General features: G+C 42.9%; 12 protein-coding genes. 6 read left to right on the top strand and 6 right to left on the bottom strand.

Features of this window, described 5'->3' with window-relative positions; translation table 11 throughout:
* The first annotated feature begins 516 nt into the window (after positions 1 to 516).
* The 4 genes from CF137_RS18245 to CF137_RS18230 all read left to right on the top strand — a co-directional run bounded on the left by CF137_RS18245 (position 517) and on the right by CF137_RS18230 (position 4,615).
* Positions 517 to 1,764 (top strand): hypothetical protein, encoded by a 1,248-nt coding sequence (locus CF137_RS18245; RefSeq protein WP_204787385.1) that lies wholly within the window; start codon positions 517 to 519, stop codon positions 1,762 to 1,764.
* Between the two features lie 901 nt (positions 1,765 to 2,665).
* Complete coding sequence (locus CF137_RS18240) at positions 2,666 to 3,133, top strand: type VI secretion system PAAR protein (protein WP_139720847.1); 468 nt, start codon at positions 2,666 to 2,668, stop codon at positions 3,131 to 3,133.
* 10 nt (positions 3,134 to 3,143) lie between these two features.
* Positions 3,144 to 4,124, top strand: coding sequence for an S-type pyocin domain-containing protein (locus CF137_RS18235; protein WP_139720845.1), 981 nt, complete (start codon positions 3,144 to 3,146; stop codon positions 4,122 to 4,124).
* Positions 4,121 to 4,615 (top strand): DUF6392 family protein, encoded by a 495-nt coding sequence (locus CF137_RS18230; protein WP_139720843.1) that lies wholly within the window; start codon positions 4,121 to 4,123, stop codon positions 4,613 to 4,615. Before CF137_RS18235 ends, CF137_RS18230 begins: the two co-directional genes overlap by 4 nt.
* 323 nt (positions 4,616 to 4,938) lie before the next feature.
* On the opposite strand, the gene parS is transcribed toward CF137_RS18230, so the two are convergent.
* On the bottom strand, positions 4,939 to 5,400 hold the full coding sequence (parS, locus tag CF137_RS18225; protein WP_162515983.1) for a type II RES/Xre toxin-antitoxin system antitoxin: 462 nt from the start codon (positions 5,398 to 5,400) through the stop codon (positions 4,939 to 4,941).
* A 307-nt stretch (positions 5,401 to 5,707) separates the two neighbouring features.
* On the opposite strand from parS, the gene CF137_RS18220 reads away from it, so the two are divergent.
* Positions 5,708 to 5,959, top strand: coding sequence for a plasmid stabilization protein (locus tag CF137_RS18220; protein ID WP_139720839.1), 252 nt, complete (start codon positions 5,708 to 5,710; stop codon positions 5,957 to 5,959).
* 141 nt (positions 5,960 to 6,100) lie between these two features.
* Here the strand turns inward: CF137_RS18220 and CF137_RS18215 are convergent, their stop codons facing one another.
* Positions 6,101 to 6,307, bottom strand: a complete 207-nt coding sequence (locus CF137_RS18215; RefSeq protein WP_139720837.1) for a helix-turn-helix domain-containing protein — start codon at positions 6,305 to 6,307, stop codon at positions 6,101 to 6,103.
* A gap of 120 nt (positions 6,308 to 6,427) precedes the next feature.
* Here CF137_RS18215 and CF137_RS18210 point away from each other — a divergent pair, with 120 nt between their 5' ends.
* Positions 6,428 to 6,934 carry a hypothetical protein gene (locus CF137_RS18210; RefSeq protein WP_139720835.1) on the top strand — a complete coding sequence of 169 codons (507 nt, stop codon included), beginning with the start codon at positions 6,428 to 6,430 and terminating at the stop codon, positions 6,932 to 6,934.
* A gap of 123 nt (positions 6,935 to 7,057) precedes the next feature.
* Here the strand turns inward: CF137_RS18210 and CF137_RS18205 are convergent, their stop codons facing one another.
* From CF137_RS18205 to CF137_RS18190, 4 genes are read right to left on the bottom strand one after another with little or no spacing between them, the layout of a single operon-like run.
* On the bottom strand, positions 7,058 to 7,510 hold the full coding sequence (locus CF137_RS18205) for a hypothetical protein (RefSeq protein WP_139720833.1): 453 nt from the start codon (positions 7,508 to 7,510) through the stop codon (positions 7,058 to 7,060).
* The gene (locus CF137_RS18200; RefSeq protein ID WP_139720830.1) at positions 7,510 to 9,912 is read right to left on the bottom strand and encodes a hypothetical protein; all 2,403 of its coding nucleotides are present in this window, start codon (positions 9,910 to 9,912) and stop codon (positions 7,510 to 7,512) included. Before CF137_RS18200 ends, CF137_RS18205 begins: the two co-directional genes overlap by 1 nt.
* The gene (locus CF137_RS18195; protein ID WP_139720828.1) at positions 9,909 to 11,438 is read right to left on the bottom strand and encodes a site-specific integrase; all 1,530 of its coding nucleotides are present in this window, start codon (positions 11,436 to 11,438) and stop codon (positions 9,909 to 9,911) included. The genes CF137_RS18200 and CF137_RS18195 overlap by 4 nt, the downstream gene beginning before the upstream one ends.
* 9 nt (positions 11,439 to 11,447) lie before the next feature.
* Positions 11,448 to 12,800 carry a tyrosine-type recombinase/integrase gene (locus tag CF137_RS18190; protein WP_162515982.1) on the bottom strand — a complete coding sequence of 451 codons (1,353 nt, stop codon included), beginning with the start codon at positions 12,798 to 12,800 and terminating at the stop codon, positions 11,448 to 11,450.
* Positions 12,801 to 13,004 lie beyond the last annotated feature (204 nt).

The following is a 13,004-nucleotide window of genomic DNA, read 5'->3' as shown; positions in this document are numbered from 1 at the left end:
CACAGGACGACTACGACCACTATTGTAAAGCATTCATAGCAGCCTTCGACCAGAACGGGCGCGTGGCCAGACTCTTGGCGATAAAGAGGCCTAACGTATTCGTGGGCATCGATTAGGCCAATCGAAAGGACTTGTGCGAGAACTTCGGTGTCAGCCTGAGCACAACGAACCTAGAGAGCTACTGGCAGCGTATCAGAGCCTATGCATGGAGATGCGTTGTGGAGACATCCGAAGCCAAGCAATGCGGCTGACGCCGAAATCTGGCTGGGACGAGCAGCTCTACTACACGCCTCGCTGAGCATGCTATTCTTCGGTCGACACAGACCGCTTCCATGCTACGAAAACCGCAAAGGTTCACCGCCCCAAGGGCATTCTCTGCCATGAAAAAAATCTAGGTGAAGAGCCGTCCCGCGTCTCGACGCTTGCCCCTATTTGGAGAGATGAACTTAGTGTTAAGTTGCCACAGGTCAGTAACCTTTTCTGGCAGGTCGTGTGCTATAACAACAATCCGACTTCGTGAGCCTGATCGCTATGCCAAATAATGAAGCACAAATTTCTCTAAAGCCAGGAACGACAAAAAAGAACAGAACAAACGATATATGTGTAACCTATCTCCAAGATAAGTGGCGAGAAATCCTAACCACAAGGTTTGACTATTTTTTCCAAAAGTCACCAGAAAGTGGTCAGCGCATGGAACTGATCATGAACTGCATGATTCAAGGTTTAACATCCCTTTTCTTGCGTTTTTCAGACTTGAAGGATACCCAGTTCAATAAGCAAGTCATGCTTGATGATGTAGGCATATACTCCCAGCGGATAGCAGAAATGCTGTTTTATTACCGGCTTTTAGGGATGGGCTTTGAAGACATCAAAAGCAAGGATGCTGGACCGGACTTTGTCGCCAGGAAAAATGGCGAGACATTCTGCTTCGAAGTGGTCACACCAACCCCGCAGGATCATATCAGAAATCTCATTAAACAGAGAAAGTTAGAGCCTGAAGACCGAGATGCGGTTTTCCGTGAGCGATTGCTGTCTGTTACGTCAGCTATCAAGGGCAAGTTGAAGAAGTTTGAAGATCACAAAGCGACTGGGTACGTACCAGAAGCTGCCCATTACATAATCGTCGTCAATGATTCGCTGCTGCTACCCTATGACCAGCCTTGGTATGGAGTGATGGGTGAACTTTGCTTTGGCGATAGTACTTTACCGATTGTCGTGGATGCAACGCTTGGCTCTGGAGAGATCGATTTCTCTGATCTTCTCGGTGAAGAACCTTCGGGGGAAGATGACGTTGAGTTCCAAAGTATTGTCATGAAGAGCAGTTTTGGGATTTCTTTCAACGGGGGGGAGGCGCAAACTCCAGAAGACACCTTGTCACGTGTAAAAATCAGGAAAAAAATCCCCACAAGGAAGAGCACCGACACCGTCGCTGTTGATATAGCTGAATCTGTGGGCGTGACTGGAATTTACCAGATAACATTGCGTGAAGACCTGATGTTCTATCATTCATTTGAATCTGGCCGAAGTATAATGCCTGCTTCCGCACTGGTCAGCTCGGTAAAAAATAAGCAACTGGTCAGGAATGCTATATTTTTTACTTCGAAATATGCTAAAGATGAGGCTCTAGTACAGCCATATATGTCATCTGCGCGTTTGTTTGGCTATGAGCCAGACGAATATAACAACCTCGCTGTCTATAATGGGTTCTTCAAGCCGTTTTTGGAAGGTGGGGAGTTTTATCAGCCGCCAGAATCTCAAGATTAAGCGGCAAGTCGAAGCCCACGGCAGCGCTTTTTGTTACGGGGATAGGAGATGAAAATTGTAGTATCCGCTATCCCTGTTTTTATTTCTTATCAGGTTGAGTAGATCAGAAAACCGGGCAAAGGGGTAACGGGGGAGCTCAGGCTTATGGGATGCCTGCAGAGACCTGTGATTCCAATGAGAGAACGGCACCGGCGACGCTCAGCCCACCATGCAAGCTGATACCGTTGTTCTTGGCGGCAAGAACCTCAGCTATCTTCCCGCGATTTCTGCAGGTGTTTTGCTGCAGATGAAGATGCCGACAGGCCCTCGCAGCCGGTGAATTCTGGGACTTCACACGCCAGTCAGCCCTCGGTACCAAGCTTTTCTAGTCGCATATATTTCGATTTTTTCGCATCTATTTCGAAAACCTACACCAGCTGTCTGTCGGCTCCCGAGCTATTGAAAGTCAGCTAGCAGAGTGCGGCTTCTTCTGTTGCTAGCTCCCAGATTCGAGTTTTTTGCGTCCTCGTGGATCAATGAGTAGGACATTTGAGGTTGGAAGTTCGCGCTCCAAGTCCGCAATACGATTATACAGCTCGAGAATGGTGGCGTCGGCCTCATTAAGTAGGCTGGCTAGATAGCCTGACCGGAAGTCTAAGTCTGCAAAGCTCATTGTGAGTTTGATTTGTATTCTGGTATCGGGTCCGCTGTGTCTCATCGTGCTTTTGGTGAAGCACTGGAGAACGTACAGAAGTGAGGTTGCCAGTAACAGCAACGGTAGATGAATCCCTGTTTATCTATGTTGGAAGAATCTTCTCGGTTCTAGCGTTTACATTTCGATGCATACTAAGTTGTGTGGATTGGCTTCAAAAGAAAATCATTTTGTTGTACGTTGAGTTTCATTTGAGGTAACGGAGCTTACATGTCCAAACATGCAGCCAAGGTCGGTAACATTGGCACTGACCATGATGGCTTTTACCCCACGCCTATCACTGCAGGTTCACCTGACGTTTTCATCGATGGTATTCCTGCTGCCAGGGTAGGCGATCCCCTCGCGCCACACGATAAGCCAAATCATCCACCACACCCTCGCAAGATAGCTTCAGGATCATCAACGGTTTTGGTTAATGGCAAGCCACTGGCGATGACTGGGAGTTCAGTGGACTGTGGTGGGGTGATCATCGGGGCGGGAACAGTGATTGTTGGTGATCAGTTCAAAAAGGTTGATTCAAATTTCACACCGCCAATAGTTGAGAAAGTCACTCCTTTCATTTTTGCGAAATCGAGTTCTGTCGCACCGACAACGATAGAGGCCGCTATTAGTGCGGAGCCGCTTTCAATGTTTGGCAACGCCGTGGTGCTAGCCCCGATGCCATCAAACCCCAAGTGAGGAGTAGCAAATGACTAGCGCCATTGTTGGAAGTGCGGCGAAAGAGGTCGCACTTGGGAGAATTTCGGGAAGTTTGCCAGCAGAGTTAGGGTCTTGGGCTCTTCGAACCAGTGGAGCAGCGTCAGGCGCATTCCTGATGGCTTTCTGGCCTTCCGATATGGGGGACGGCACTATCTACACAGATGAGCAATTGCAGGCGATGAGCCGTGCCGCAACTCGTGTTCGTTTCAGATTTATTGAAGATGAGCATGGGCGGATGCAGATATATGGGATCCATACCAGCGCTGCATCTGGTATGGATTCCGTGCCAATCGTGCAAGCTCGGCAAGAAGGAAGTGCCATAGTCGCCGTGGTTCCAGGTGGACCGACATTGACTTGGTACCCGGATAGCAGCGGTGAAGTGCCTGATGCCAGCAGTTATTATCCGGAACGAGATGGCATGGATGTGTCGAACATTTTGGTTCGTCCCATCCCAGAAGCCCCAGATGCGGAGCTAGAGACGTTCCCTGCTAGCGGAGATGAGCTGGAAGATTGCATCATCACCTTCCCTGCATCACTGGGGATACCCCCGCTTTATTTGGTATTCAGTAAACCCCCGGTTAAGCTACTCGAAGTGGATACCTATCGTGGATTCCAAGGCAGACCCAGGTTGGGGGCTCATGCAGACCATATGCCCTCTGCGGCCGCTATAGCGCGTTATTTAAGAGACTCAGACTCAGGAATGACAGCTGCTGAACGGAATGCACAGAAAAAAGATGTTGCAGCCCTAATTATTCCGGCATCAGTGCACCAAAAATGCAGTGAGACATATGGTGGTCGTAATACACCGTCTCGGATAGATAGAGATGCAAAAGACCTCAAAGGCTCTGTGGATAGAAACATTGACGCAATTAAAGGGTGTTTGCGTGATGAGGGGTTTAGCGATGCAGAGATCGAGAAGGCTAGACAAAAAATGCACCAAGTCAACAGAGAGCAAGGGTGGTACAAATGACCGTAGATGTGAAGGCTCTAATCAATAGCTTAGGAATGACTTACGAGGCCATGATTGAGGCTGAGTTGATCCCTTACAAAACCAAGCCCAAGGGTGATTCAGGAGATCCTGAGATAACGTTGAGTATGGCGAAGGAGGGCATTTTCTTATCATTTGACCGCTCATCTAGGAAGTTAATAGAAGTGGACTTGGAGTTATTCAAAGAGGAAGACAAAAAATACAAATTTCCGAATGAAGTCCCGGCTCCATTATGGGAAAGTATGATGAAGGAAGATGTAAGGTCTACCTTTGGCGAACCTACTAACTCGCACCCTCCATACATGATTGTCAATAGAAAGAAGGGGGGGGTAGACCACTACATTTTGGAAAAGGGTTCAAAACGAGTATCTATGCTACTCAGCTATAATCTTGATCAAAGGGTAACGATTGTAGGATTCAAGCCGACCGAATTGGTCCAATGGAAGGAGCTTGATCCTTCGTTCTTACTGTAACTACAACTACGTTCTCCCCAACATCTGTTGTGGAGCGTTAGCATTTCTTAAAGATGGCCAGAGTCCCCCAGGACCTTGGCCTTTTTCATTTTTGGCCAGCCTCGTGTGGACCTTGTCGTTTCTGGAGGAACGGCTCAACCCCCCTGTCCGGGCAGGGCGCTTTTTAATCGGCGAAATTAGCCAGAATGGGTCAGTCAGTTTTCTGTCGGCGTTGACATATTTATTCTGATTATTTTTTGTTCACTTTATATTTCACACCTATTTTAAGGTTAGTTTGGTTGTTTTTATGATGTGAAAGGGATAGGGCTCGATTACATATCGTCTCATGTAATAACACCATGTTCAATTCGACCTATAAGATCCATAACAGCCTCCGTTCCTGGGGGAGTGCTCAACATCTGTATTGGAGATACACCACCTAAGGCTTTGGAAGGTAACTTTAGCCACTGAAGTGCAGTTGAGACATCTCCATCAAAAAGTTGTAAGGTCGCGTCCAGAGTCTTAATGAATATGTACAACCTAACGCTTTGTTCTGTAGAGAAGACATTTTTCCCCTGCTTTTTATTCTTGGTATAGGTCACATAGCTAATGTTGACCAATTGGAGGATTGTGACTTCATCTACCTTCATCAAGGTGGAAAGTTGTGTCACGATGTCAAATGAGAATCCAGATAGAATTTTCCAATGTGCATCAAAAGGCTTTTGAGGTAAAACCAAGGTGTCCAAGAGGCCATCTGGTTTTCCAACACGATTCTGAAATGGTTTGTAAGGTGTTCCTACATTCATCACGGCCTCATGGATAATATAATCATTACAGTATGGGCATTGTAGCTGGTATGTGATCTCCTTTGTAGAGCTGCATGCTTCTAATGGCATGTTGGGATCCTATGTCAGCTATTTTTCCCTCTGATGGAACTTTACTCACGGTCGAAGGCGGGGGGAGGGCAAGGATCATGCCCGTAAGTCTGAGGTATCAAAGATCAGCCGAAGGACAGGTAAGTTCTGGGGTAGCTGAGACAGTAAAAATCCCTGCCACTGTTTTAGGTGTATAGTCACTTCCATTTACTGAGGGCCAGACTATTAGGAATCGACAATGAGCAATCAGATTCTCTCCGCTACTGTAGCCAGCATTACCGAACTGAAACGTAATCCTATGGGCACACTTAAGGAGGGTAATGGTTCAGCCGTTGCCATCCTCAATCGCAGCGAACCAGTCTTCTACTGTGTGCCACCAGGGCTCTTTGCCTACTATGTTGAACTAGCCGAAGATGCCGAGCTTAACCGTATAGCTGATGAGCGTATCGTCTCACTCGACAGGGTTAGCATTTCGCTTGATGACCTATGATGTCTGGTAATCGTACCAGGACAAATGATGCCTTGGGATGTCGGTGCGAGAGCCAATCTGTATACATCAGTCCTAACGCTTATTCGAGAGGATGCAGATGTTCGGCAGACGCAAAGCGCAAAGGCTGACAAGTCATTGAAGTTACGGAAGAAGATCACGAATATCACATTGGAGTATCTCGGAAAGCCGGTAAGCCTTTTCAAGCGTGATATTAACGGTTCCCCGCTCGATACGCCCCACATAGCTCTGATCGATATCAGACATTAAGGCGAGCTGTTCTTGGGTGATGCCGAGTTCAGTTCGTTTTGTACGCAATTTATTACCAAATTTTTTCGCTATATCATGCATTTATCGCCTCACTTGAGGCGAAAACTATCTCTGGTTGCTGAGTACAAATGAAGGGACTATAATCCCTATTTACTGAGATTTTACTTGCGATTTATGAAGTCTGTGGGGGAGAGCAAATCCATGTCGACGATTTATTTACCAACGCCAATGTACGCAGCCCTCGAAACAAAAGGACTTGATTATTTTTCTGTGGTCGAATGTTTAAAAGCCGGCTACGGAAAAGACAATACTTCTTATACTAATGCTACAGGGTATAGTTATCTGTATTTACAAATACAGAAGTTGGTAGGGGAGGGGTATCTATCGAAAGAATATAAGGGACGAAAAATTACTTTTGTCAAAACAAAAAAATATTATGATACTCTCATAGAGGAATATTCAACTAAAGAACATGGAACAACTCTTAGTAATGGAGATGCATTGCCACAATTAAACATAAGATATGACCGTTATGAAAGTTATATGCAATCACTACGAGGTGAGCAGGGGGAATATAATGAGCTAGTTAACTTATATCCGCAGCATGAAGGGCTTATTGGTATTGCTTCTAACCAGGTGCATGAGGAGATTAATTCCACCTTGGGGAGGATAAGGGCAGTAAAAACAATTATGAAAGCCATATCATAAAATACAAATTGTGAGTGGATATATGTCAGGTGTGTTAATTTTAACCAAATTATGATGGAATTTATTTCCGCAATAATCATATTTATATCCATTTTGGTTGAGTTAGTTATGGGGAATTAGTTTTCATTTGTTTTTGTCATGGTTTTGTAACTCCCTAATCAAATGAGGACTCAAGAGTCTTTCTATATTTTTATGATGTCCTTCTTCCTTTATTGCTAAAACGAGGTTTATAAGTGTACATATGTTTTTAGCGAGCATGCTCTTACATTCATCTCCTTCTTTCCTTAGTGCTGCATTCGACTGTATCAATTCCTTTCTACTTTTAGTCGCTCCTGCACGGGCGCTCTCACCAAAGATTCCCCTAACCTCACTGAGTTGCATGGCTTTGTAATGCTCAATTATTTCTTTGCGACTAGTTAGGGTGCTAATAGATCCAGCAACAACACCCTTCTCTTTTAGTCTTGAGTGTAAAGTTTTGTTTGTTATTGGAGATACATTATATCCCTCCCGAACCATTTGTCGTAATTCAGCTTCAATAGCTTCGTTAAGCTCGGCACCTGACATTTTATTGCGCATTATTGGCCCCCCTCAACTTTCATATGTTCAATAGCGAAAAGCGTAGCTAACGTTTTAGGTTTTTTATGCTCATCTAGTTCAACTAGGTTGAAATTTACTTTTGTGGATTCAATTTTATTTAAGTTTTCTCTAATTCTGAGCAGATTGCTAACTCTTGAGTCAAAATCACTGACTATCTCATCATATTCAATCTGACTTAGACTTTCAGTCAGTAGCAACTGTTTTATTCCTTTTATTTGCTTTCGTAGAATAAATTCCTTTTGAACAAGTTTGCTCATGTCATCAGCTCTGCCAATCATTGTAAAGTATGGGCATAATGAGCCATCTTGGCATTTCATTGAGTAAGGGCATGACCAAGCTTGTAACTTTCGCATACAACTACCAAAGTCCAGGGGATGCAAATCAGCATGTCTGTTTAGTAATTCATCTCTTGCTGAATCTGACTTCTCAATAGCAAAAGCATCACCAAGGCCAGCCATTAAGTCTAGGGAACTAGCTTCAAATACATTACGAATGAATGAACTTGTGTCTTCTTTGGTTGTAAATGTGTGAATGTTTTGTGCTATTGCGTTCTCAAGACTAAGATTCGGATTGATTGATATCTCAGCTCTATCTTTAATAATATCTAGGGGGGAGGGCAATGCCTTATTCTCATTGTGAAATAAATCCAACTGCGTGCCAGTTGAGACTACTTCACTTGCTAATGCTCTCTGCTCAATGGCTAGATGATGATATGCGGAATTTTGACTTATATCGACACGACCCATCATAACAGCTTGTATGTGGTCGGCTACTCCTGCAATGGCCAAAAAAGTATTAATGGTGTGTCTTGGCATGTGGGTTGTTAATGCAGGAAAATTACCATACTCATCAATAAGGTTATACTTTTTAAAGAGCGACAAGCCACCTTTCCCGCTGTTTGCACCAACAAATTTAAGCATATCCTCCATAGATATAGGAACGGGTAGTGGTTTTATTACTGATGATCTGGCTAGAGAGAAAGACCCTTCAGATGCAATAAAAAGTAAGTCTTCAAAATTATGAGTCACATGGTTGCCAGTTAGCGAATCTACAAAGCTATAGATAAACTCTGGATTTAATGCCTGAGTGGAAGATATCTTTTTTTGCAGAAAGCTATCGATGCTTTCAGGAGTATAATAAAAGTCTTTTTGTCGGCCATTAATCGTCTCAACCCTTGATGGCTCGATGCCAAGTTTAGATAGGGATTTCTTTGCGTAATCTCTTTGTGAGGAAGCGCCTCTTGCTAGAGCCGTTGTCGAAAGTGATTCTGAAATGTAAGTGACAATTTCATGTAAAGAGATCTCCGACTTTCCTTTAAGTTCAACTGGCAGAAGAGATGAAAAACCATTATACCTACATTGAATGATATGTTCTCTTACCGGTTCTGTAAGTCTTATGGTGTCATTAAATATACTTTCTACTAAATCTATAGCAAATGGTTCAACCCAGTGAGTGCGGTGGCCTGACTTTTTTTCACCTACGTAAACAATGCCAAGATAATAATCTTTAAGTCCCTTTTTTCTGAGGATTTTTGCCGCTTCATCATCTGCAACTTCTAACTTCTTCAGCGAGCTCACTAAAACTCTCTCTAGCTCACCGAATCGAAAGCCCGTAACCATTAGAAGCATTAGCATATTTAGCAATATTTTTTCACCATCTGATGTGACCATGCTTCGTGCGGCGATAATATTCAAAAAAGTTTGTATGGTTATTAGTTTTTTACTTTCATCTTCATCAGTTTCTTCGGCATATTTTGCATCATGGAATGCTTTTGTTTTTGCAGATTTAGCTTCGGCTGTGGATTTAGATGATGGGCGTTTCTGGGTGACGGAAAAAGTAACCGGGTTAAATGTGATTGCTAGTTGAGTTATGTACTTGCAAATTTTGCTCATCGCTGTGTGGCTATCAGCTTTGTTATTCATGTTCGACATGGCGGCACAATGAGCCAACATAGCCTGTGAAATAACTTTATCGCTAATGGAGTTGGCAGTCGGCTTTGACTCCCCATTAATAAACATGCGAATATAAACTCGCTTTAGCAATAAATTATCACGATGTAGCGCAGTTATTGAGATGTTATGATTACGTAGTTTAATTATAAATACAATGAATGCTTTCATAAAGTCTCGATATTCACGATTCACTTCATGGTTTACATCGATTTCGTTTTCACCGTCAAGATAGATTCCCTTTCTAATACTATTTATTTTCTTAAACTCTAGGCCGCCTGAACCACCTCCAGAAAAAACGCCCTTATGTGTATTATTTGTACACCAACTGTCATCTTCCCAGTCAAAGCTAACATCCGATGCAATTCTTGCAAGAAAATATGCTTTGTGTTCTGCAATGAAAAGCTTCAAGTTTTCAACCTTATCTCTCATGACTTCAGCTCTCCTTTGATACGATTGATCACCATCTGCACCTCTCCTTTCATACTAGTAAGTATTTCCAATGCTGGGTTCCTAACATTGCCCGATTTTTCACTTACCTCGAGAGTATCTAACAACTCTTTATTAACACAGCTAAGAACGGAAAGGTGTTTATTCATATTGGTAAACGGTCTGAAATAGAAGCAACCATAACAGGAGCGAACTTTCGCGAGATGACATGTATCATCTGGTCTTTGGCAACCACCAATTCTTATATGAAGTTGACCGCCAATAGTGCCAGAAACCGTTCTACTTGACCATTCAGCCTCTTCGGCCACATAACCGGTGAGCATCAAGTTGACCATATTCTGCCAGACTGGATTGTCTCCCAGAGCCTTGCTCTTTAGCATTGCTAATTCAGGTGTGGCGGAAATATAGTAAGTCGCAGCTATTAATGAGCTGTGCCCAAGCATATATGCAATTTCATCAGCACTAGCGCCTGCCAGCGCTAATGAATGACCTACGTTATGGCGAAAATCATAGGTCGTCAACCGTGGTAGGATAATATCTCCTTTTGAAATTTGCAGTTTGGATTCATATGGCTGAATAGAATATAGCACTCGTTGCAATGTATCGTTCAAATATTGAATCAGATACTCATCAACGGGTACAAATCTATCATTATAATTCAATTTTGATCGTTTTATGTATTCATTAATGAGCAGGCCGAGCTCACTGGGCAAGGCAATTCTAACTCTGCTGTTGGTGATAGCAGTCTGTTTTGCATATGGCATGTTAAGGCTATAGCGATAGAGAGATGATGCATCATGGCTCGAATCAAGTTTAAAATCACCAGCTGTCAGTTTGGAGAATTGAATTGGTCGCATTCCAGTGTAGTAAGACAATCCAAATAGTGTGAAGTCAATGACCTCATTATCTGACAATATAGTCCTTTGATTACTAGCTGAAACAATAGCGCGAGCAATCATTCCTTTTAGGGGGGAGGGGAATGCATTCTCTAAGTCCTGATATTTAAGAAACTGATCAGCTGAGTTTGGCGTGGGAATAAGAATTAAACTCTCTAATTTTTCTACTGGAAATCCTGGGAAGTTGAATTGGCATAAGAGCCTTAATAGACCTTTGATAGAAAAAAATTTCTTCGGATCATCTAACAATTCGTTTGAACTAAGTTTTTCTATAAATCCAATGTAGGAAAAATTTTTAAACTCAAATGCATCTTTCAACTTAAACCATTCACTTCCTCTAAAGGGGCGGCCGAAACTAATGAAAGAGTAAATGCAAAATTTCGCTAGTTTTTTCATCGATAGATTAGGGATGATTGAGAAGTTAATCATCACCTTCTCACCCCCCAAGATGAATCGCCACTTATCGCTGGCTGTATCTGAGGTTGTTAAGTCAAATTGTGAATCGGTTTGAATAGACACATGCTCAGGGAGCTTCAGTTTTTCAATAAAAGCTATTTGTTCAGGAGATAATGTTGGGTGATTGCCAGATACACAAGCGCGTTCCGTAGACATATTATTCCTCTAAATGTTCGGTAACTCTTTCACTGCGAAAACATTGAAGGTGCTATCCTCGAACATCTCCATGCTGATTTCATTAGCATGCTCAGCAATAAAACGTTCTGCATATCTGCTTGGCATGGTTGAACCTTCAGCCCAGCCCCCTAGCTTACGCAGCGTATCTTTAGCAGATTCCATGATGCCTTTTATATTTACAGCACCAGCTTTAGCAAATTTCCTCTCAAAATGCTGGTGCAGGGACTTTAGTTGCATATAGGCCCATGTATGTCTAAGCATGTGAGGGTGAACGTTCTCCAAGCATTCTGCATTTCTGGGGGAGAAGTGCTCAGGAAATTTATCTTTCATTGCGTCACTGACATCAGTGATGATTTTATAGGCTGCCTTATAGGAAAGTGGGGGGCAATCACCGATTGAGGAGGTGATCAGAAAGTCGTGTGATGAACGCATCTCCACTTGTGCCATGAATGCAGTTATTATTTTATAGTCATGAGCAGTTATTTTTAATTCCCTAATGCTTTGCCGTGTCTTGATTAACGGTTTATGTTTTCGTGGGTCAACGCCGTCGTTCAAACTGTCGACATACATATAGAATGCTGTTCCTGCCATATTAGACTTAAAAGATGTACCGCGGAGTAGGAGTGCCTCACCAATCCTTAGACCGTATTGTGTTAAGAGCTTAACCAGAATGAGGTTTCTAAAACTGGTATAGACTGATGGGAGTAGTTTTCCATCATCATCTTTTTCAACAATCGTAGGCAGAGTAAATAGCGACGCGAAATCTCTTAACTGCTCCATGGTCAGGCTTTTATACATGTTGGAGCTGTGTCGGTTTTGAGAAGTATACCTAGAGTATTTTCTTGCTTCGAGACTCAACATGGAATGCAACATTTTTCTATGAGCATCAATTTCCATGAGACTCTCTGTGATGTGATGTGCAGTGATGTAGGTATCAATGAGCCAAGATATGAAGCGACAGACAGTGTGATATCTAGATGCTCTAGTTTTCATCTTTTGTATCGAATCATTTTGGTGAGATTCGGGTAAGAACAATACATTATTTGTATAGACTCGTGCATTACCCAGAAATATCCAGAATCCATCTAACTCTGTGATCATTCTCGATATCACCGAACCAGAATACTCGCCTTTATACATCGAATAGTCCAGAGTACAACCGAACTTAGCAAGCCAATACTGTTTGAAGTACATGATATTGGTTAATGTTAAAATCTGGTAGTTAACTGACTTCTGATGCAACAGCTCAATGCAAAACTTCAGTGACAAGAATGTAGGCTGCATGACCTCGGAGTCAATGAGGCAAGCTCTATCATCATCAATCTTCATCACCTTATACATGTACTCATTCCACTGTAGATATGACGCTCTATGTACAAAATAGGTCATAGACATTACGAAAGTAAAGTCTGCAAATGGAAAAAGTGATAACTTCTTCCATTTTGCTGATTCTATTGAGCTTCTTGGTTATCTGACTAACAAGACATGTAGTAGATCAATGATGGCCCTTGTTTAACATAATATACATTATGCGCAGTCATGCTT

The sequence above is a fragment of the Aeromonas sobria genome (assembly GCF_006243315.1).
GTDB lineage: Bacteria > Pseudomonadota > Gammaproteobacteria > Enterobacterales > Aeromonadaceae > Aeromonas > Aeromonas sobria_A.
The sequence above is the reverse complement of the archived record's forward strand: the minus strand, read 5'-3'. Positions and strand labels throughout refer to the sequence as shown.